Annotated in this window: 19 protein-coding genes; 11 read left to right on the forward strand and 8 right to left on the reverse strand. The window is 73.2% G+C overall.

Annotated elements, in window-relative coordinates; genetic code table 11:
• The first annotated feature begins 127 nt into the window (after positions 1-127).
• From IEZ11_RS40665 to IEZ11_RS40685, 5 genes are read left to right on the forward strand one after another with little or no spacing between them, the layout of a single operon-like run.
• Complete coding sequence (locus IEZ11_RS40665) at positions 128-1,447, forward strand: MFS transporter (protein ID WP_189268082.1); 1,320 nt, start codon at positions 128-130, stop codon at positions 1,445-1,447.
• A gap of 5 nt (positions 1,448-1,452) precedes the next feature.
• Positions 1,453-2,292, forward strand: a complete 840-nt coding sequence (locus tag IEZ11_RS40670; protein WP_189268083.1) for a putative hydro-lyase — start codon at positions 1,453-1,455, stop codon at positions 2,290-2,292.
• A gap of 19 nt (positions 2,293-2,311) precedes the next feature.
• Positions 2,312-3,070 carry a LamB/YcsF family protein gene (locus IEZ11_RS40675; protein ID WP_189268084.1) on the forward strand — a complete coding sequence of 253 codons (759 nt, stop codon included), beginning with the start codon at positions 2,312-2,314 and terminating at the stop codon, positions 3,068-3,070.
• Positions 3,071-3,102: 32 nt separating this feature from the next.
• Complete coding sequence (gene pxpB, locus IEZ11_RS40680; RefSeq protein ID WP_189268167.1) at positions 3,103-3,720, forward strand: 5-oxoprolinase subunit PxpB; 618 nt, start codon at positions 3,103-3,105, stop codon at positions 3,718-3,720.
• Positions 3,717-4,586: a 5-oxoprolinase subunit C family protein gene (locus tag IEZ11_RS40685; RefSeq protein WP_189268085.1), complete on the forward strand. Its 870-nt coding sequence runs from the start codon at positions 3,717-3,719 to the stop codon at positions 4,584-4,586. The genes pxpB and IEZ11_RS40685 overlap by 4 nt, the downstream gene beginning before the upstream one ends.
• A gap of 96 nt (positions 4,587-4,682) precedes the next feature.
• Here the strand turns inward: IEZ11_RS40685 and IEZ11_RS40690 are convergent, their stop codons facing one another.
• The 5 genes from IEZ11_RS40690 to IEZ11_RS40710 form a co-directional block, all read right to left on the reverse strand.
• Positions 4,683-5,534, reverse strand: a complete 852-nt coding sequence (locus IEZ11_RS40690; RefSeq protein WP_189268086.1) for an SGNH/GDSL hydrolase family protein — start codon at positions 5,532-5,534, stop codon at positions 4,683-4,685.
• The gene (locus tag IEZ11_RS40695; RefSeq protein WP_189268087.1) at positions 5,531-6,754 is read right to left on the reverse strand and encodes a glycosyltransferase; all 1,224 of its coding nucleotides are present in this window, start codon (positions 6,752-6,754) and stop codon (positions 5,531-5,533) included. Before IEZ11_RS40695 ends, IEZ11_RS40690 begins: the two co-directional genes overlap by 4 nt.
• Positions 6,751-7,881 carry a glycosyltransferase family 4 protein gene (locus IEZ11_RS40700; RefSeq protein ID WP_189268088.1) on the reverse strand — a complete coding sequence of 377 codons (1,131 nt, stop codon included), beginning with the start codon at positions 7,879-7,881 and terminating at the stop codon, positions 6,751-6,753. Before IEZ11_RS40700 ends, IEZ11_RS40695 begins: the two co-directional genes overlap by 4 nt.
• 242 nt (positions 7,882-8,123) lie before the next feature.
• Positions 8,124-9,542, reverse strand: a complete 1,419-nt coding sequence (locus IEZ11_RS40705; protein ID WP_189268089.1) for a HEAT repeat domain-containing protein — start codon at positions 9,540-9,542, stop codon at positions 8,124-8,126.
• A 301-nt stretch (positions 9,543-9,843) separates the two neighbouring features.
• Positions 9,844-10,236, reverse strand: a complete 393-nt coding sequence (locus IEZ11_RS40710) for an ankyrin repeat domain-containing protein (RefSeq protein WP_189268090.1) — start codon at positions 10,234-10,236, stop codon at positions 9,844-9,846.
• Positions 10,237-10,528: 292 nt separating this feature from the next.
• On the opposite strand from IEZ11_RS40710, the gene IEZ11_RS40715 reads away from it, so the two are divergent.
• Together IEZ11_RS40715 and IEZ11_RS40720 are read left to right on the forward strand one after the other, a co-directional pair.
• Positions 10,529-10,723 (forward strand): hypothetical protein, encoded by a 195-nt coding sequence (locus tag IEZ11_RS40715; protein WP_189268091.1) that lies wholly within the window; start codon positions 10,529-10,531, stop codon positions 10,721-10,723.
• Between the two features lie 37 nt (positions 10,724-10,760).
• Positions 10,761-12,317 carry a hypothetical protein gene (locus IEZ11_RS40720; protein ID WP_189268092.1) on the forward strand — a complete coding sequence of 519 codons (1,557 nt, stop codon included), beginning with the start codon at positions 10,761-10,763 and terminating at the stop codon, positions 12,315-12,317.
• 111 nt (positions 12,318-12,428) lie between these two features.
• On the opposite strand, the gene IEZ11_RS40725 is transcribed toward IEZ11_RS40720, so the two are convergent.
• Positions 12,429-13,931, reverse strand: a complete 1,503-nt coding sequence (locus IEZ11_RS40725; protein WP_189268093.1) for an SCO1417 family PLP biosynthesis transcription factor — start codon at positions 13,929-13,931, stop codon at positions 12,429-12,431.
• Positions 13,932-14,032: 101 nt separating this feature from the next.
• Between IEZ11_RS40725 and yczE the strand changes: the two genes are divergently transcribed.
• The 4 genes from yczE to IEZ11_RS40745 all read left to right on the forward strand — a co-directional run bounded on the left by yczE (position 14,033) and on the right by IEZ11_RS40745 (position 17,468).
• Positions 14,033-14,686 carry a membrane protein YczE gene (gene yczE / locus IEZ11_RS40730; protein ID WP_189268094.1) on the forward strand — a complete coding sequence of 218 codons (654 nt, stop codon included), beginning with the start codon at positions 14,033-14,035 and terminating at the stop codon, positions 14,684-14,686.
• The gene (locus tag IEZ11_RS40735; RefSeq protein WP_189268095.1) at positions 14,683-15,450 is read left to right on the forward strand and encodes a glycerophosphodiester phosphodiesterase family protein; all 768 of its coding nucleotides are present in this window, start codon (positions 14,683-14,685) and stop codon (positions 15,448-15,450) included. The genes yczE and IEZ11_RS40735 overlap by 4 nt, the downstream gene beginning before the upstream one ends.
• A gap of 41 nt (positions 15,451-15,491) precedes the next feature.
• Positions 15,492-16,838: an MFS transporter gene (locus tag IEZ11_RS40740; protein WP_189268096.1), complete on the forward strand. Its 1,347-nt coding sequence runs from the start codon at positions 15,492-15,494 to the stop codon at positions 16,836-16,838.
• Positions 16,839-17,093: 255 nt separating this feature from the next.
• Complete coding sequence (locus tag IEZ11_RS40745) at positions 17,094-17,468, forward strand: RNA polymerase-binding protein RbpA (protein ID WP_010046329.1); 375 nt, start codon at positions 17,094-17,096, stop codon at positions 17,466-17,468.
• Positions 17,469-17,598: 130 nt separating this feature from the next.
• Here IEZ11_RS40745 and fxsA read toward each other — a convergent pair whose 3' ends face one another.
• Positions 17,599-18,162, reverse strand: a complete 564-nt coding sequence (gene fxsA, locus IEZ11_RS40750) for an FxsA family membrane protein (protein ID WP_189268097.1) — start codon at positions 18,160-18,162, stop codon at positions 17,599-17,601.
• Positions 18,163-18,240: 78 nt separating this feature from the next.
• Entirely contained in the window at positions 18,241-19,035 is a 795-nt protein-coding gene (locus tag IEZ11_RS40755; RefSeq protein ID WP_189268098.1) for a polyprenol monophosphomannose synthase, read from the reverse strand.
• Between the last annotated feature and the right edge of the window lie 433 nt (positions 19,036-19,468).

The following is a 19,468-nucleotide window of genomic DNA, read 5'->3' on the forward strand; positions in this document are numbered from 1 at the left end:
CAGGAACGAAACAACGCGGGTATTGAAGGATCGTTGAACGATCCTCTACGGTGCTCATCACGCTCGTCCTGCACGGCCCCGCACTGCTCAGTCCCCGCACCCTCCGTCCCTCAACTGCGAGGTGCCCATGAGCACGACTCCTCCACCGCAGGCCCTGACCTCCGACGCGCACCCGGGCAGGGGTGAACGCACCGCCGAGGACGGCGCGTTCGGCTGGCTGCGCGCCCTCGGACCGCGCGGCCGGCGCGCGTTCGCCGGTGCCTTCGGCGGATACGCCCTGGATTCCTACGACTACTTCACCCTGCCGCTGAGCATGGTCGCGCTCGCGGCGTACTTCGGCCTGGACAGCGGCCAGACCGGCCTGTTCACCACCGTCACCCTGGTGGTCTCCGCGGTCGGCGGCGCCGCGGCGGGCGTGTTCGCGGACCGGGTCGGCCGGGTCCGCGCGCTGATGGTCACGGTGGTCACCTACGCGGTCTTCACGGTGGCCTGCGGCTTCGCGCCCAACTACGAGACCCTGCTGGCGTTCCGCGCGCTCCAGGGCCTTGGCTTCGGCGGCGAGTGGGCGGTCGGCGCGATCCTGGTCGCCGAGTACGCGAGCGCCCGCCACCGCGGCCGTACGCTGGGCGCGGTCCAGAGCTCCTGGGCCGTCGGCTGGGCCCTCGCCGCGATCGTGTACACGCTGGTCTTCTCGTTCGTCGGCGACGACCTGGCCTGGCGGGTGATGTTCTGGACCGGCGCGCTGCCGGCGCTGCTCGTGGTGTGGCTGCGCCGCCGGGTGCACGACGCACCGCAGGCGGTCGCGGTGCGCGAACAGACCCCGCGGCGGGGCTCGTTCGCCGCGATCTTCCGGCCGGGTACGGCCGACGCTCCCGGGCTGCTGCGCACCACGGTCTTCGCGGGCCTGCTGTCCACGGGCGTCCAGGGCGGCTACTACACGCTGGCGACCTGGGTCCCGACGTATCTCAAGACCGAGCGCGGACTGTCGGTGGTCGGTACCGGCGGCTACCTGACCTTCCTGATCTCGGGGGCCTTCCTCGGCTACCTGACCGGCGGCTACCTCACCGACCGGCTGGGCCGGCGCCGCAACATCTGGCTGTTCGCGGTGCTTTCGGCGGTCTGTGTGCTGGCGTACGCGAACATCCCGGAGAGCGCCAACACGCTGCTCCTGGTGCTCGGTTTCCCGCTCGGCTTCTGCATGTCGGCGATCTTCAGCGGCTTCGGCTCGTACCTGAGCGAGCTGTACCCGACCGCGGTCCGCGGCACCGGGCAGGGCTTCACGTACAACGCGGGCCGCGCGGTGGGTGCGGTCTTCCCGACCCTGGTGGGCTTCCTGGCCGACAGCTGGGGCGTGGGCGGCGCGCTGGTCTTCGGCGCGGCCGGCTACGCGCTCGCGGCCCTGGCCCTGTTCGGGCTGCCGGAGACGCGCGGGAAGGAACTGGCGTGAACCGTATGGAAGATCACGTTCTCACCCTGGCCGCGGCGGACCGCCCCGTCGCCCTCGTCGACGAGCACGCGCACGCATGGAGCCCGGGAAGTGCCCGGGCCCGCTTCCGGGAGGGCCTCACGGGACCCACGGCCGGGGTCGCGGCCGGTCACACGCAGGCCAACCTGATCTCGGTGCCCGCCGACTGGGCCTACGACATGCTGCTGTTCTGCCAGCGCAACCCGAAGCCCTGTCCGGTGCTCGACGTCACCGACGCCGGTGCCACGGACACCGTGCTCGCGGAGGGCGCGGACCTGCGCACCGACCTGCCGCGCTACCGGGTGTGGCGGGACGGGGAGCTGGTGGACGAGCCGACGGACGTACGCGCGTACTGGCGGGACGACCTGGTGTCGTTCCTGCTCGGGTGCAGCTTCACGTTCGAGTGGGCGCTGGCCGGGGCCGGGGTGCCGATCCGCCATGTCGAGCAGGGCCGGAACGTGCCCATGTACGTGACCACCCGGCAGTGCCGGCCGGCGGGACGGCTGCGGGGGCCGATGGTGGTGTCCATGCGCCCGGTGCCGCCGCAGCATCTGGCGACGGCGATCCGGGAGAGCAGTCTGCTCCCGGCGGTGCACGGCGGCCCCGTGCACTGCGGCGATCCCTCGGCGCTCGGCATCGCCGACCTCGGCCGGCCCGACTTCGGCGACCCGGTGGACGCCGCTGCGGACGACATACCGGTGTTCTGGGCCTGCGGGGTCACCCCGCAGGCGGTGGTGACGGCCTCCCGGCCGCCGTTCGCCATCACGCACGCGCCGGGCCAGATGTTCATCAGCGACGCCCGCGACGAGCAGTACCGCGTGGCCTGACAGGAGAGACAGCGGATCCATGACCTCGATCGACCTGAACGCCGACCTCGGCGAGGGCTTCGGCCGCTGGCGGCTGACCGACGACGAGCAGCTGCTCTCCGTCGTGACCAGCGCCAATGTGGCCTGCGGCTTCCACGCGGGGGACGCGTCCACGATGCGGCGGGTGTGCGGGCTGGCGGCCGAGCGCGGGGTGACGATCGGCGCCCAGGTGTCCTACCGGGACCTGGCGGGATTCGGGCGGCGCGCCATGGACGTGCCGCCCGCCGAGCTGGCGGCCGAGGTGGCCTACCAGATCGGTGCCCTTGAGGTCTTCGCCCGTGCGGCCGGCGCGCGCGTGGCGTACGTGAAGCCGCACGGCGCGCTCTACAACCGGGTCGTGCACGACGAGGAGCAGGCCGCCGCGGTGGTCGACGGCGTGCTCCTCGCGGACGCCGCGCTGCCCGTGCTGGGGCTGCCCGGCTCCCGGCTGCTGGCGCGGGCGGAGCAGGCGGGGCTGCCGGCCGTCACGGAGGCGTTCGCGGACCGCGCGTACACCGACGAGGGGACACTGGTCCCGCGCGGGCGCGAGGGCGCGGTGGTGAGCGACCCGGAGACGGTCGTGGAGCGCTCGGTGGAACTGGCGCGCTCCGGCGCGGTCACTTCGCACTCCGGCGCGCGTATCGCCGTGCGCGCCCGCTCGCTCTGTCTGCACGGCGACACCCCGGGCGCCGTGGAGCTGGCGCGGCAGGTGCGTGCGCGGCTCGCGGCGGCGGGCGTGACCGTGGCGGCCTTCGCGTGAGGGGGACCGTGCCGACCGCGGCCATCACGCCCCTGACCGTTCACCCGGTCGGCGACGACGCCCTCCTCGTGGAGGTCGGCTCCGGCGCGGAGGCCCAGGCCCTGCACGCCGAGTTGCTGCGCCGCCGCGCGGAGGGCTCACTGACGGTCCGTGAGATCGTGCCCGCCGCCCGCACGGTCCTGCTCGACGGTCTCGACGACCCGGCCCGCCGGGCCACCGAGCTGGCCGCCGCCGTGCTCCCGCCCGCTCCCCCGGGCACGCGTGCGGCGATCGAGCTGCCCGTGCGCTACGACGGCCCGGACCTCGCCGAGGTCGCCGTCCACTGGCGGGTGACCGAGCGGGAGGTGGCCCGCATCCACGCGGAGACCGAATTCACGGTCGCCTTCTGCGGCTTCGCGCCCGGCTTCGGCTACCTCACCGGGCTCCCGGCCCGCTACGACGTACCCCGGCGGGCCACCCCGCGTACCGTGGTGCCCGCGGGCGCGGTGGCGCTGGCCGGGCCGTACACCGGTGTGTACCCGCGTTCCTCGCCGGGCGGCTGGCAGCTGATCGGGACCACGGAGGCGGTGTTGTGGGACCACACGCGCGTGCCGGCCGCGCTGCTGGCGCCGGGGACACGCGTACGGTTCGTACCGGTGGCGGAGGCATGACCGACCGCGCGCTCGTCGTCGTACGGGCCGGTGCGCTGACCACCGTGCAGGACCGGGGGCGGCCCGGGTACGCGCATCTGGGGGTGCCCCGCTCCGGGGCGCTGGACGCGCCCGCCGCGGCGCTCGTCAACCGGCTGGCCGGCAACGGACCGGACGCGGCCGTCCTGGAGACCACGCTCGACGGGTGTGCGGTGCGGCCCCGTTCGGCCGTCGTGGTGGCGGTCGGCGGTGCGCCGTGCCCCGTCGCGGTGGGCGGGCGTCCGGCGCCCTGGGGCGCGCCCGTCGCGGTGCCGGCCGGGGAACTGCTGGAGGTCGGCTCGGCCCGGTCCGGCGTACGGAGTTATGTGGCCGTCTCCGGCGGGATCGCCGTCGAGCCGGTGCTGGGCAGCCGGGCCACGGATCTGCTCTCGGGGCTCGGTCCCGCTCCGCTGGCGGCCGGCACGGTACTGCCGCTGGGCACACCGGTGGGCCCGCACGCGCGCGTGGACGTCGTGCCGCAGCCGTCCCCGCCGGCCGAACTCGTGCTGCGGGTGACGCTCGGCCCGCGGGCCGACTGGTTCACGCCCGCGGCCGTGCGGGCGTTCACCTCGCGCGCGTACCGCGTGTCGTCGGCGAGCAACCGCATCGGGCTGCGCACGGAAGGGCCCGCCCTGGAGCGGGCCCTTCCCGGTGAACTCGCCAGCGAGGGCATGGTCCTCGGCGCCGTGCAGGTTCCGCCGGACGGCCGTCCGGTGGTGTTCCTGGCCGACCATCCGACCACCGGGGGCTATCCGGTGATCGCTGTGGTCCGCGCCGCCGACCTCCCGGCGGCGGCCCAGGCGGTCCCGGGCATCCCGGTCCGCTTCGTGGCCGTACGCCGTCGCTGAACCACCCGCCGGCCCCCGAACCGCCGGCCCCCGAACCCGCGGTCACCGAACCCGCGGTCACCGAACCGTCGTCGCCGGCCTGCCGTCGCCGCCCGATCACGCGGCGTCGGCGGGCCGCTCCGGCGGCTGGAGGGCGGCCAGCGCGGCGGAGACCGCGGCGGACGCGCTCAGGTCCAGCCGGGCGCTGGTGCCCCTGCGGCGGTGCCGCATCTCGTCGACGGCCAGCCGCAGCAGCTGGGGCAGCAGGTCGCGGCAGCGCCTGATCACCCAGGCGGTGCCGGCGGTGGCCAGCCAGACGAGACTCGCCTGCTTCGTCGGCGGCGGGAACTCGGGCTCGGGGGACGGCGCCCTCCCCGTCGCCATGCCCAGCGGGGCCAGCAGGGCGTGGAAGCGGACGGCGAGCTGCCGGTGCCCGCGTTCGCCCGGGTGCAGCCGGTCCGCGCTCCACATCGCGCGGTCGGCGAGCCAGGCGCCCTCCGCCGCGTGCAGGTGGACGGCCCCGTACCGCTCGGACAGGGCGTGCACCACCATGTTGACCGCACGCCCCCGGCGGGCCAGCGGACGGGCCAGCGCGCCCGGGAGTCCCCACATCGCACCGGGGTCCGGCAGGCACGCCGTGAGCAGTGTCGCGCCCTGCGCGGTCAGGGCCGCGTAGACCTCGTCGAGCCGTTCGGCCACCGCCTGGATGTCGAAGGTGCAGCGCAGGGTGTCGTTGACGCCTATGACGACGGCGACGATGTCGGGGCGCAGCTCCAGCGCGGCCGGGGTCTGGCGCTCCAGCACGTCCCGGGTCTGCGCCCCGCTGACCGCGAGGTTGGTGAACTCCACGTCCCTGGCGCCGAGTCCGCCGGCCAGCAGCGCGGCCCAGCCGCGCCACCCGTCGCCGGCGGGATCGCCCACGCCTTCGGTGAGCGAGTCCCCGAGCGCCACGAAGCGAACCGTTCTCATGCCACGCCCTCCGGCACGACACGACGGACCGGTGCCGTCGTTCCGCTCTCGTCACGACGGCACAGCACCGGCGCGTCGTGCGCGGCGAGGAACGCCTCCACGGCCGTCCCCCAGCCGAAGCACTCCGCACGCGCGCGTGCCGTTTCCCGGCGTTCGGCACCGGGTCGCGCCAGGAGCGTCTCCACGGCGTCGGCGAACGCCTCCCCGCGGTCGGCCGCGGTGGACCCGGCGGACCCGATCACCTCGGGCAGCGCGGAGGAGGCGCTGGCGACCACGGGCGTCCCGCAGGCCATGGCCTCCAGGGCGGCGAGCCCGAAGGTCTCCGCGGGTCCCGGCGCCAGGGCGACGTCGGCCGACGCCTGCAACGCGCCCAGGGTGTCCCGGTCGGAGACGTGCCCGAGGAAGGTCACCGGCAGCCGGCGCTCGCGCGCCCGCTGTTCCAGCCGCGCCCGCAGCGGCCCGTCACCGGCGACGACCAGGATCACCCGGCGCCCGCGCCGTACCAGCGCCTCCACGGCGTCGACGGCGGTGCCGGGCCGCTTCTCCACGGACAGCCGCGAGCACATGACGAGCAGCGCCTCGTCCTCGCGCGCGTACCGGGCCCGCAGGTCGGGGTCGCGCAGCGAGGGGTGGCGGCCGACGAGGTCGACGCCGAGGGGCGCGCGTACGACGTTGCGCGCGCCGATCCGGACGAACTCGCGTTCGGCGAACTCGGTGGTGCACACCACGCGCGCGTACGTGTGCGCGGTTCGGATGTTGAGCGCGTCGGCGGTGCGCCGGGACATGTTCTCGGACATGCCCCAGGTGCGCAGGACCCCGTCGGCGGTCTCGTGGGAGACCATCACGGCGGGGATCCGGGCCCGCCGGGCCCAGCGGCCGGTCCAGCGCAGGGTGGTGCGGTCGGACACCTCCAGGCGGTCCGGGGCGAGGTGCTCCAGGAGGTTCTGCACCCGCTTCCGGTCGACGAGGACGCGATAGCCGCCGGTGCCGGGCAGCAGCGGGCCGGGCAGCGTGATGACCCGGCCCTGCTCCTCGACCCGGTCCGAGTAGCGCTCGCCGGGCACGATCAGGATCGGTTCGTGCCCGGCCGCCACGAAGCCCGTGCCGAGCTCGCGCAGGGCGGTGCGCAGACCTCCGGAGGCGGGGGCGACGAAGTTGGCCAGCCGGACGATGCGCAGGGGCCCCGGAGAGTGCAGGGGTCCCGGGGAAGTGCCGCTCATGCCGCCACCACCGGCCGGCGCGCCGCGAGCACGTCCTCGTAGTGGCCGATCAGCTGGTCGCCGACCGCGGCCCAGGTGCGGCCCTCGACGGTGGTGCGCGCGGCCAGCCCGAAGGCGGCCCGCATCCCGCCGTCGGCGACGAGGGAGGCCACGGCCGCCCGCACGGCACCGGCGTCGCGCGGCGGGACCAGGAACCCGGTGCGGCCGTGGTCGACCAGGTCGATCGGACCGCCGGCGGCGGGCGCCACGACCGGGACACCGCTGGCCATGGCCTCCTGGACGGTCTGGCAGAACGTCTCGAAGGGGCCGGTGTGGGCGAAGACGTCGAACGAGGCGAAGATCCGGGCGAGGTCGTGGCCGGTGCGGCGGCCGAGGAAGACCGCGCCGGGCAGCGCCTCGGTGAGGTGGGCGTGCGCGGGCCCGTCGCCGACGACGACGACCTTCACGCCTTCCAGGCCGCAGACCCCGGCGAGGAGTTCGACCTGCTTCTCGGGCGCGAGGCGGCCGACGTAGCCGACGATGACCTCGCCGTTCGGGGCGATCTCGCGGCGCAGGGCCTCGTCACGGAACTCGGGGCGGAAGCGGACGGTGTCCACGCCGCGCTGCCACAGCTGGATCCGGGGGACTCCGTGCGCCTCCAGATCGCCGATCGAGGCGGTGGACGGGGCCAGGGTGCGGTCGGCGGCGCCGTGGACGGAGCGGATCCGCCGCCAGGCGGCCGCCTCGCCGGCACCCACGTAGGTACGGGCATATCCGGCCAGGTCGGTCTGGTAGACGGCCACGGCGGGGATGCCGAGCCGGGCGGCGGCGGCCATGCCGCGGACGCCGAGGATGAAGGGGCTGGCCAGGTGCACCACGTCGGGTCGGTGCTCGATCAGCGCGGCGGCGAGCTTGCGGCTGGGGAGCGCCACGCGGACCTGGGGATAGCCCGGGAGCGGAAGGGAGGGGACGTGGACGACAGGGCAGGGCGCGGCGGACGCGTCGAGCCTGTTTCCGGGAGCGGGGGCCGGTGCGACGACGAGGGGAGCGTGACCGCGGTCGACGAGGTGTCGGGCGGTCTGGAGCGCGCAGTGGGCCACGCCGTTCACATCGGGGGGAAAGGATTCGGTCACGATGACGACACGCATACCGGTGTTGTCGCCGCGCTGGACGTGGCCGCGTCAAAGTGGATCTTTCCGACGGTTAAACGTCCCATGAGCGTTGCCCCGCACACCCGAGCGGGCCAGTCCGCGTCCATGTCCGGCCGCCTCGCCGGTCACCGGACGTTCACCCGGCGGGTGGTCCTGCGGGTGTGGAACGTGTGCGGGATCCCCCGTGGTTCCCGTGGTGGAGCAGTTGTCCGCGGCGGTGGTCCGGCCGCGGTGCCGGGTCACATGGCGGCGGTGTCCGGTCCGATGCGGCTGCGTACGGCCGTCTGGACCTCCGCCTCCTCCGCGGGGTCGGCGGCGAGCCGGCGGAGCTGTTCGACGACCCGGGCGTCACCGGTCTCGGCGTGCCGGGCGGCGAGTTCGCGGGTGGTCTCCTCGCAGTCCCACAGGCATTCGACGGCGAAGCCGGTGGCGAAGGAGGGGTCGGTGGCGGCCAGGGCGCGGGCGGCGCGGCCTCGCAGGTGGGACGAGGCGGTCTCGCGGTAGACGTGGCGCAGGACGGGCGCGGCGCAGACGATGCCGAGGCGTCCGGTGCCGTCGACCAGGGTCCACAGCGTCGGCGCGTCGGGGCCTTCGCCGCGTACGGCCTCCCGGAGCGCGGCGAGGACCAGTTCGCTGTCGTTGGTCCCGCCCCGGCAGGCCAGCATCCGGCCGGCGGCGGCGCCGAGGGCGTCGGGCCGGCGGGCCCAGCCGCGGGCGCGGTCGACCGCGGCGATACTGCGCATGCGTTCGAAGGCGTCGACGGCCGCCTCCACGACGGTGGACGTGCCGTCGGCCACCGCGGCCTCGATCAGGTTCAGCGCGTCGGCGTCGTTGCTGTCGGCGAGGTAGCGCAGGGCGGTGCAGCGGGCTCCGTCGGTGCCGTCCTTGGCGGCCTGGAGAATCTCCGGCCGGTCCTCGGGTCCGGCGACGGCGACCAGGCAGCGGGCGGCCGGCACGTGGAGGGCCGCGCCCCGCTCGACGCCCTGCTGGGCCCATTCGAAGACGGCCCGCACGCTCCACCCCGGACGGGGCCCGGTAGGTCGCATCTGGCGCTGCCAGCGGTCGAAGCAGCCGGTCTCCTGAGCGGCACGCACGCGCGTGGCGATCGATTCGCGGGGATCCTCGGCCCACAGCCGCCAGGGCCGTGGCTCGAACGCGTCCCGTACGGCGGCGGCCAGTTCGGCCTCGCCCTCGGCATCCGTGGTGAAGCGCGCCAGCACCGGGGCGGCGAGTGCGCGCAGGCCCGCGTCGTCGTCGCGCAGCGCCAGTTCGTCCAGGGCCCAGGCCCAGTTCGAACCGGTCGAGGCGTACCTGCGCAGCAGGTCGAGCGCGTCCCGTCGGCCGTACGAGGCGAGGTGCCCGAGCACGGCCAGCGCGAGGCCGGTGCGGGACTCCTCGTCGTCCAGGACGTCCTCGGGGTCGAAGAGGTGCGCCTCGATGGCGTCCAGCTCGCCGTGCAGGTCGAGATAGAGCCGGGCGTAGTACAAGGAGCGGTTCTCCACCTGCCAGTCGTGGCGGGGGTCGTGGAGCACACAGTGGTTCAGCGCCGCGAGCGCTTCGGCGCGCGGGGCGGTGAGCGCGTGCAGCGTGCCGTCGCCACGGCCCCGCTGAAGCAGGCCGAGCAGCGTACCGCTGGGCGCTATGACCGGATCGAACATGGGAAACAGCCTCACATCAAGCGTCGACGCAACCGGAGAACACGCACTACCTGGCCGCGTGACACAACGTCGGAGCGCCCGCCGTCTCTTGCTTGCTGTAGACCATTTCTCTCTGCCTCTCGTCAGTGGCCCATGCGGGCCGCATCACGGCCCGCGCGGTGCGGCAACACCTGCCCAGCCATCGCGTCCGTGAATCACGACGTCATGATGACTCGGCACTTCGACCTGCCGCGACCGAAATTTCGGCGGCCCTGTACCGCCTCCCCCGTTATGTGTGTTTTAGCTGGTCAGAACAGATGGGTCAGGAGGTACCGAACAGTTCCAGAACCTCCGTCTTGCCGAACATCCGGGCGGTGTCGACGGCCGACGGAGTGCCCGCCGCCGGGTCCGCACCGGCTTCCACCAGCACCTTGACCACTTCCGTCTCGCCCTTGAAGACCGCTCCGGCGAGTGGCGTCTGACCTCGGTCGTTGACCCGGTCCGCCTCGGCGCCCCGGGCGAGCAGCTCCCGCACCGCGTCGGCGTGCCCGTGGTAGGCGGCGAGCATCACGAGGGAGTCGCCGCGGTCGTTGGTGAGGTTGGCCGGAACGCCCGCGTCGAGGTACGCCACGAGCGCGTCGGTCCGCCCCTGCCGGGCCAGATCGAAGATCTTGGTCGCCAGCTCCACGACCTCGGGGTCGGGGGCTTCGCTCATCGGCCGGACCGCCTCTCCTGTGCGCTGCGGGGACTTTCACGGACTGGTGGAGCGTACGGCAACGGGCGGGCCGCGGGGCCGTACGAGTGAATCGTCAGCGTACTGGCCCAGGGTGAACATGACCGGATCTGCCCGAGGTAAAGATCACCCCGGCCCCACCGAACGTACATATCGACCAATTGGGTGAAATTCTGAGAATTTCACCCAATTGCACCTTTAATCGTATGGATACCTGCTGTGATCCTGGAAGAACTCATGGTGACTGTCCCCCTTCGACACCAGGAGATCTCAAATGATCCTCTCCATCTCAGGCGTCATCGTGCTCGGCATCGTCGTCTTCCTCTTCTTCCGCAAGGACGGGCTGAAGCCGTCGCACGCCACGGTCTCGGCGCTCTTCGGCTTCTACCTCGCCAGCACGGCCATCGCACCGAGCATCAAGGCAGGCGGCGAGAGCCTCGCAAGCCTGCTCGGCGGCATCAAGTTCTGACGGTCCTCCCGCCCGTACGCACCATCAGGAGACAGCAGTGGCCCGGCGCCCTCTCCCCCGCATTCTGAGCAACGGCACCGCGCAGCTCGCCCGAAGCCGGGAGCTGGCCCGGACGGCTGCCGACAACGCCACCGACGTCCTCCACCCGCTCATCACCGTGACCCGCGGGCTGAGCCGGCTGGCCTCGGCCGGGCGGCACAGGTGGGCGGAGACACCGAAGGACAGGCGCGGACCACTGCTGTTCATGGTGGCCTCGGTCGTCCTGGTCGTGGCTCTGGTGCCGTACGGACCGCTGCTCGCCGTCATCACCCTGATGGCGGCGAGCGCCTGGCACGGCCGTGAGCGCACCCCACCCCCGCCGGAGGGCCCCGACGAGTCGCAGACCCAGCGGCTCCAGTCCCTGTACGAGGCCCTGGTGCCGTACTTCTCGGCCGCCGAGGACCCGGCGCCGCTGTACGCACACGGCGGGGAGTGGGAGAAGGCCTTCCTCGCCCACGAGTTCGACGAGGCGGGCCGCCTCGGCCAGCTCCTGCTCCGCTACCCGGCGTACTTCCCGGACGGCGAGCCCGGGGCCCGCACGCGGATCGAGAACCTGCTCACCGCGAAGTCCGGGCGGGGCCGCGAGTACCACTTCGGGTGGGACGAGGAGGGCAACCGGCTCACGGTGACCGTCCTCGCCCCGCTGCCCACCGACATCGCCGCCCAGCGCTTCGTCACCGCGCCGGGCGAGACGGTCCTCGGGTTCACCGACCCCAGCGAGGTCCAGCGCACGCTCCCGCTCGCGTACGGCGACGAGCAGCGCGACGTACCGCCGGTCGTCTGGCGCACCGGTGCCCGCTCCACCGAGCCGCACCTGCTGGTCCTGGGCCGCCCCGGCAGCGGCACCTCGACCCTGCTGCGCTCCATCGCCCTTCAGGCCCTCCAGTACGGCGACGTCCTCATCGTGGAGGGCGGCGGCACCGGCGAGTACCTGTGCCTCGCCGGCCGGGACGGGGTCCTCGCCGTGGAGTGCGGGCTGGCCGGGGCACTGGCCAGCCTGGAGTGGGCGGCGAACGAGACGGAGCGGCGGCTCATCGCGCTCAACCGCGCGCGCCAGGCCGGGCACCCGCCGCCGGACGACTGCCGACGGCCCCTGTGGATCCTCCTGGACCGTCCGGGCGCCTTCGTCCACCTGGCCTCGGCGGACGGCCACCAGGACCCGCAGGCCCTCCTCCAGGTCCCCCTCCGGCACGGCCGCGCGGCGAACGTCACCGTGGTGGTGGCCGAACAGCTCGACAGCGCGGACGCGTTGAGCGAGGCGGTCCAGCAGCACACACGCGCGCGCGTCGTCCTGGGACCGGCCCTGCCGGAGGAGCTGACGGCGGCGCTGGGGACTCCGGCGCACACGACGCCGCTGTCCCAGGTGCCGCCGGGGCGGGGGTACGCACGGCTGGGACACGGACCGGTGCTGCGGCTCCAGGTGCCGGCGACTCCCGATCCGTACGACGACGCGACGAGCGAGGTGGACCGCGAGGCGGTGCTCGCCTTGTTGCCGCCGAGAAGTGAGTCGGTGGAGCAGGCGGTGCCTCTGGAAGCCGCGGTCGCCGAGAGCTGAGGCGGGGGGTGGGGACGCTTACCGGCGCTTGCCGGGTGCCGCCGCGCCCCGAAAGGGGCGCGGGGAACTGCGCGACCAGCCCCCACGCACCCGCGGCCGAAGTGCCACCGGCTACGCCACGAACGTCCGCGGCGCCTCCGCGTTCCCCCCGCTCACCCCGGCCTCCACCAACCTCGCCGCCGCGGCCAGCCGGGCCGCCGCCTCCTCCGCGACCGCTCCGCCGACGGTGAACGGCAGGCGGACGTATCCCTCGAAGGCCCCGTCGACCCCGAACCGCGGACCGGACGGGACGCGCACCCCCACCCGCTCCCCCGCCTCCGCCAGCCGCGAGCCGGACAGACCGCCCGCCCGGACCCAGAGCGTCAGCCCACCCTTCGGCACCTCGAACTCCCATTCGGGCAGCTCCCGCCGTACCGCCGCCACCAGCGCCTCCCGGTTCTCCCGGGCCTGGGTCCGGCGCAGCTCGACGGCCTGGGCCCAGCCCCCCGTGCTGAACAGCCAGTTCACCGCCAGCTGCTCCAGCACCGGTGTGCCCAGGTCGGCGTAGGCCCGCGCGGCGACCAGGCTGCGGATCACGTCCGGAGCCGCCCGGACCCAGCCGATGCGCATGCCCGCCCAGAACGCCTTGCTGGCCGAGCCGACCGTGATGACGGTGGAGCCCGCCGGGTCGAAGCCGCACACCGGGCGGGGCATCTCCACGTCGTCGTCCAGCCACAGCTCGCTCATCGTCTCGTCCGCGACCAGCACCGTGCCCGCCGAGCGGGCCGCGTCCACCAGCCGGCGCCGCTGGTCGTCGTCGGCGAGCGCCCCGGTGGGGTTGTGGAAGTCGGCGACCACGTACGCGATGCGGGGCGCCGCGTCCCGCAGGACCTGGCGCCAGCGGTCCACGTCCCAGCCGCTCAGCCCCTCGGCCATCGCCACCGGCACCAGGCGGGCGCCCGCCTCCCGCATCAGCTGGAGGATGTTGGCGTACGACGGCGACTCGACGGCGATGCGCTCGCCCCGGCCGCCGAAGAGGTGGCAGATCGCGTCGATCGCGCCCATCGCACCGGTCGTGACCATGATCTGCTCGGGCATGGTGGGGATCCCGCGCGCCGTGTAGCGCTCGGCGATCATCGAACGGAGGACGGGGAGTCCGGCCGGGTAGTCGCCGTGGGTGTGGGCGTACGGCGGGAGTTCCTCCAGGGCGCCCTGGACCGCGCGGGTCAGCCACGGCTCGGGGGCCGGCAGCGCGGCGCAGCCCAGGTCGATCACCGAGCCGAGCGCCTCGGGGGGCAGGGGTTCCAGGCCACGGGCCGGAAGCGGGTTGCCCGCCGGGACCGCGGTCCAGCTTCCGGCGCCCCGGCGGGACTCCAGGAAGCCCTCGGCGCGCAGTGCCTCGTAGGCCGCCGCCACCGTCGTACGGCTGACGGACAGGGCGAGGGCCAGTTCGCGTTCGGCGGGCAGCCGGGCGGCGACCGGGACCCGGCCCTCCAGGACCAGCAGCCGGATGCCGTCGGCGAGGGCACGGTAGGCGGGCGGACGCCGGGTGCCGGGGCCGGCCGGCCGGTCCTGCTGGGAGTTGAGCAGCCGGGCGAGCTGCGCGGCCCCCACCGCCGAGGTCCACTGCGCCATGAGAATCAGTCCACCTTCCCCGGATTGGCCATGGATGGCTTTCCCTGCCAAGCCACAGAGTGACATGAGTCAGTCCACCTTTACCACCAGGGGGGTATCCCTTGTCCACGCAAGGCCGTCTCGGGCGACGGTTGGTCCAGCTCTACGCGGGACTCACGCTGTACGGCGTGAGCTCCGCGCTTCTCGTCGAGGCGGGCCTCGGCCTGGAGCCCTGGGGCGTGCTGCACCAGGGTCTCGCCCGGCACACCGGGCTGAGCATCGGGACCGTGTCCATCGTCGTGGGGGCGGCCGTGCTGCTCCTGTGGATCCCGCTGCGCCAGCGGCCGGGACTCGGCACGGTCTCCAACGTCTTCGTCATCGGCCTCGCCATGAACGCCGCGCTCGCCGTGGTCCCCGAGGCGCACGGGTTGGCCGTGCGGATTCCGCTGATGGCGGCCGGCATCGTGCTCAACGGGGCGGCGACCGGCCTGTACATCGCGGCCAGCTTCGGGCCGGGTCCCCGGGACGGTCTGATGACGGGGCTGCACCGGCGTACCGGCCGTTCGATCCGGCTGATCCGCACGGCGCTGGAGGTCGCGGTGGTCGTCACCGGGTTCGCGCTCGGCGGGACCGTGGGGGTCGGCACCGTGCTCTACGCCGTGTCCATCGGCCCGCTCGCACAGCTGTTCCTGAAGGTGTTCGCCGTCCGGGCGGCATCCGGTCGCAGTACGGTCGTTGCCAAGGGGTCATCGGCGCGGGCCATACTGCGTTCGTGAGCACGCTGATTCGCCACCCGTACCTGGACCACCCCGGCCCCATCGCCTTCGCCCATCGGGGCGGAGTCGCGGACGGCCTGGAGAACACCGTGGCGCAGTTCCGGCGCGCGGTCGAGCTCGGCTACCGGTACATCGAGACCGATGTGCACGCCACCGCGGACGGCAGGCTCGTCGCCTTCCACGACGACACCCTGGACCGGGTCACCGACGGCGCCGGCCGGATCGCCGACCTGCCGTGGGAGGACGTACGGCAGGCGCGGGTGGCGGGCCGCGAGCCGCTCCCCCTCTTCGAGGAACTGCTCGAGGAGTTCCCGGACGTCCGCTGGAACGTGGACGCCAAGGCGGAGCCCGCCCTGCGTCCGCTCCTCGACCTGATCGAGCGGACGGACGCCTACGACCGGGTGTGTGTCGGGTCGTTCTCGGAGGCGCGGGTGCTGCGGGCGCAGCGGCTGGCCGGGCCCCGCCTGGCCACCTCGTTCGGCACCCGCGGCGTGGTCGGGCTGCGGCTGCGGTCCTGGGGGGTGCCCGCGGCGGTGCGCCGGTCGGCGGTCGCGGCGCAGGTGCCCGAGTCCCAGTCGGGGCTCCCGGTGGTGGACCGGCGTTTCGTCCGCGCGGCCCACGCGCGCGGGCTGCACGTCCACGTGTGGACCGTCAATGAACCCGATCGGATGCACCGGCTCCTGGACCTGGGAGTGGATGGCATCATGACCGATCACATCGACACGTTGCGTGAGGTCATGCAGAAGCGCGGCGTCTGGTTCTGAGGCGCGCGGGCGGTACTGCTGCGGGAGAGGCAAGGGCACGGGTGGGCACCGAGACCGTGCGGACGGGGATCTTCGACGAGGTCACCGAGCTGCGCCGCGAACAGCGCGGCTGGTACTTCTACGACTGGGCGTGCTCCGTCTACTCGACGAGCGTCCTGACCGTGTTCCTCGGCCCGTACCTCACGTCGGTCGCCGGCCACGCGGCGGACGCCGACGGCTATGTGCATCCGCTCGGCGTCCCGGTCCGGGCGGGCTCCTTCTTCGCCTACTCGGTCTCCCTGTCGGTGATCCTCGCGGTCGTGCTCATGCCCCTGGTGGGCAGCGCGGCCGACCGGACCGGCCGCAAGAAGCAGCTGCTCGGCGCCGCCGCGTACACCGGGGCCGCGGCGACGACCGGCATGTTCTTCCTGGACGGTGACCGCTATCTGCTCGGCGGGCTGCTGCTGATCGTCGCGAACGCCGCCCAGTCCGTCGGCCTGATGCTCTACAACTCCTACCTCCCCCAGATCTCCCCTCCCGAGGAACGCGACACCGTCTCCGCCCGGGGCTGGGCCTTCGGCTACGTGGCCGGCTCGCTGGTGCTGATCGTCAACCTGGTCCTCTACTCCGCGCACGACTCCTTCGGCCTCTCCGAGACGGAGGCGGTGCGGATCTGCCTGGCCGCGGCGGGCCTGTGGTGGGGCGCCTTCGCCCTCATACCGCTGCGGCGGCTGCGCGACCGGGGCCGCCGGGCGGCCGAGGCGACGGCGCCGGGGCTGCGCCAACTCGTGGCGACCGCCCGGGACATCCGCCGCCATCCGTTGACGCTCTCCTTCCTGCTGGCCTACCTCGTCTACAACGACGGCGTCCAGACCGTGATCTCCCAGGCGTCCGTCTACGGCTCCGAGGAACTCGGGCTCGGCCAGTCGACCCTCATCGGCGCGGTCCTGCTGGTCCAGGTGCTGGCCGTGGCGGGCGCCCTGACCATGGGACGGCTGGCCAGGACCTACGGGGCGAAACGCACCATCCTGGGATCACTGGTGGCCTGGACGGTGACCCTGACGGCCGGGTACTTCCTGCCGGCCGGGGCACCGGGGTGGTTCTTCGTCCTCGCGGCCGGCATCGGCCTCGTGCTCGGCGGCAGCCAGGCCCTGTCCCGCTCCCTGTTCTCCCACCTCGTACCGCCCGGAAAAGAAGCCGAGTACTTCGCGGCGTACGAGATGAGCGATCGGGGGATGAGCTGGCTGGGACCTCTGTTGTTCGGGATCACCTACCAGCTGACCGGGAGCTACCGGTCGGCGATCATCTCGCTGGTGGCCTTCTTCGTCATCGGGTTCGCGCTGCTCGCGCGAGTGCCGGTGCGGCGAGCGATCGACGAGGCCGGCAACCCGGTTCCGCAGAAGATTTAGCGTTCAACGCGGAAGGGCGGTAGTGTACGCGTTTGGCCTGCCAGGCGTACCGTTACTGCGCGTCAAAGATGCCGAAACGCTGGGTGACATCTGCTAGCAGATGTGACAAACCGGGCGCTGGTGGGTACAACAAGGGGCGGCTACGACGGTGACGCATGACCCGGAACGGGAATCTTTACCGCCGACCGGACGTTGACCGGATGACGACGACAGCGACACCTGTCCTGTGGGCGACAAGCCCGGGAGGCACGATTCATGAGTGAGCGAGCTCTTCGCGGTACGCGCCTCGTGGTGACCAGCTACGAGACGGACCGCGGTATCGACCTGGCCCCGCGCCAGGCCGTGGAGTACGCATGCGAGAAGGGGCACCGCTTCGAGATGCCCTTCTCGGTCGAGGCGGAGATCCCGCCGGAGTGGGAGTGCAAGGTCTGCGGGGCCCAGGCACTCCTGGTGGACGGCGACGGCCCTGAGGAGAAGAAGGCCAAGCCTGCGCGTACCCACTGGGACATGCTGATGGAGCGGCGCACCCGTGAGGAGCTCGAAGAGGTCCTTGAGGAGCGTCTGGCGGTTCTGCGTTCCGGGGCGATGAACATCGCGATTCATCCCAGGGACAGCCGCAAGTCGGCATAGTTCCGTCAAGTTCCGTTCAGCGGAAGCAGACACAACAACCGAGGGCGCCGTACGTTCACAGAACGTACGGCGCCCTCGGTTTTCCCGTGCCTCGGTTTTCCCGTGCCTCGGTTTTCCCGTGCGGGGACGGTCAGCGCGTCAGCGGCGGCCGCTCCCCCGCCGGCTCGTCCCCCGGGCCGGGGCCGTCGGTCCGGATCACCTCGCCCTGGACCACCTTCCCGTCCGGGCGGTGCATACGGGCCTGCTGGAAGGCGTTGCCCAGGGTCCCGGGACCGGCGGCGCGGAGCTTGCGGTCGAGGGTGCGCTCGGCGAGGCGGGAGACCGCCTTCTGGACCGGCGGCAGCAGGAGCAGCAGGCCGAGGGCGTCGGAGACCAGGCCGGGGATCATCAGAAGCAGGCCGCCCAGCATCATCAGGCCGTTGCCACCGCCGCGCGCCGGGGAGCCGCCGCCGCGGACCGCCTCGTTGAGGCTCTGGAAGGCGCGCCGGCCCGCGCGCTTGATGACCACGGAGCCGGCCACGAAGCCGGCCACCAGCAGCAGGAACACCGTCATGCCGCCCGCCGCGCCGGCGACCACGGTCAGCAGCCAGATCTCCAGCACCAGCCACACCGCGACGCCCAGCGGCAGGTATCTGCCGAGCCGGGACCGTCGGGGCCGGGCGGTGTACGGAGGGGTCTGCGCGCCAGTCGTCATGCCCCCAGTGTGCCTGGGCCCGGCTCAGTGCGGCATAAGGGGACGATCAACCGGAACTGTGAGCTTCGCCCGAGTCCGCTAGGAGGGCTTGCCCTTGCCGGTCACCTTGCCCACCCGCTCGGTGACGCCCCACGAGGTGACCCGCCACAGCGCCTCGACGAGGATGTCGCGGCTCATCTTGGAGTCGCCGAACTCCCGCTCGACGAAGGTGATGGGCACCTCGACGACCTGGAAGCCGGCCTTGACCGCCCGGCGGGCCAGGTCGACCTGGAAGCAGTAGCCCTGGGAGGCGACCTCGTCCAGCCCCAGACCCTCCAGGGTCTCGCGGCGGAAGGCGCGGTAGCCGCCGGTGATGTCCCGGAGCGGGAGATCCAGCGCGAGCCGGGAGTACAGGGAGCCGCCGCGGGAGATGAACTCACGGGACTTCGGCCAGTTCACCACCCGGCCGCCGGGCACCCAGCGGGAGCCGAGCACGAGGTCGGCGCCCTTCAGCGCGGTCAGCAGCCGTGGCAGCTCCTCCGGCTGGTGGGACCCGTCGGCGTCCATCTCGACGAGCACGCCGTAGCCGTTGTCCATGCCCCAGCGGAAGCCCGCGAGGTAGGCGGCGCCGAGGCCTTCCTTGCCCTTGCGGTGCAGCACCTGGACATGGTCGTCCTCGGCGGCCAGTTCGTCGGCGAGCTTGCCCGTGCCGTCGGGGCTGTTGTCGTCCGCCACCAGCACGTGCGCCTCGGGGACGGCCTGGCGCACCCGGCCGACGATGGACTTGATGTTCTCCGACTCGTTGTACGTGGGAATGATCACCAAGGCCGTGCCGAGCGGGCCGAACCGCCTCCTCTGGGCCTGTGCCGCGGGGGTCCCGTCGCCGTCGTTCACTGCTGCCCCTTCATGTCGTACGCAGGGGACCACCATAGTGGCCACAGCCTGCACTGACGTGACAGCTCATTCGTATGGTGGTGTCGATTCCGCAAGAACGGGGTAAGGATGCCCGTTTCGAGTGCCCCTCATCCGCGCTTTCGCCACCGTGTTCCCCCGCGGAGCCACTTTGTTCCCCTGCGGGGTCCGTTCGTTCCCCTGCGGATGGGGGCCCGGCGCCCTTCGGGCCGACCTGGGACCCGCTGGCTGCGGGTCGACCGAAAGCCGTTGTCTACTGAGCGTCCGGGCCCCACCCGGGTCACACCTCCCGACCGGCCGGAACGTTCCCTCGTCGGCGCGGGCGCTGAGCCTGGCTCCCAGTGACGGTGCCCCGGTGCGGCACACCGTCCCTGACCCAGCGGCGCTGCGACGAGTGCGCGAACTGCTCCCCGGT

The sequence above is a fragment of the Streptomyces fuscichromogenes genome (assembly GCF_014645815.1).
Classification (GTDB): domain Bacteria; phylum Actinomycetota; class Actinomycetes; order Streptomycetales; family Streptomycetaceae; genus Streptomyces; species Streptomyces fuscichromogenes.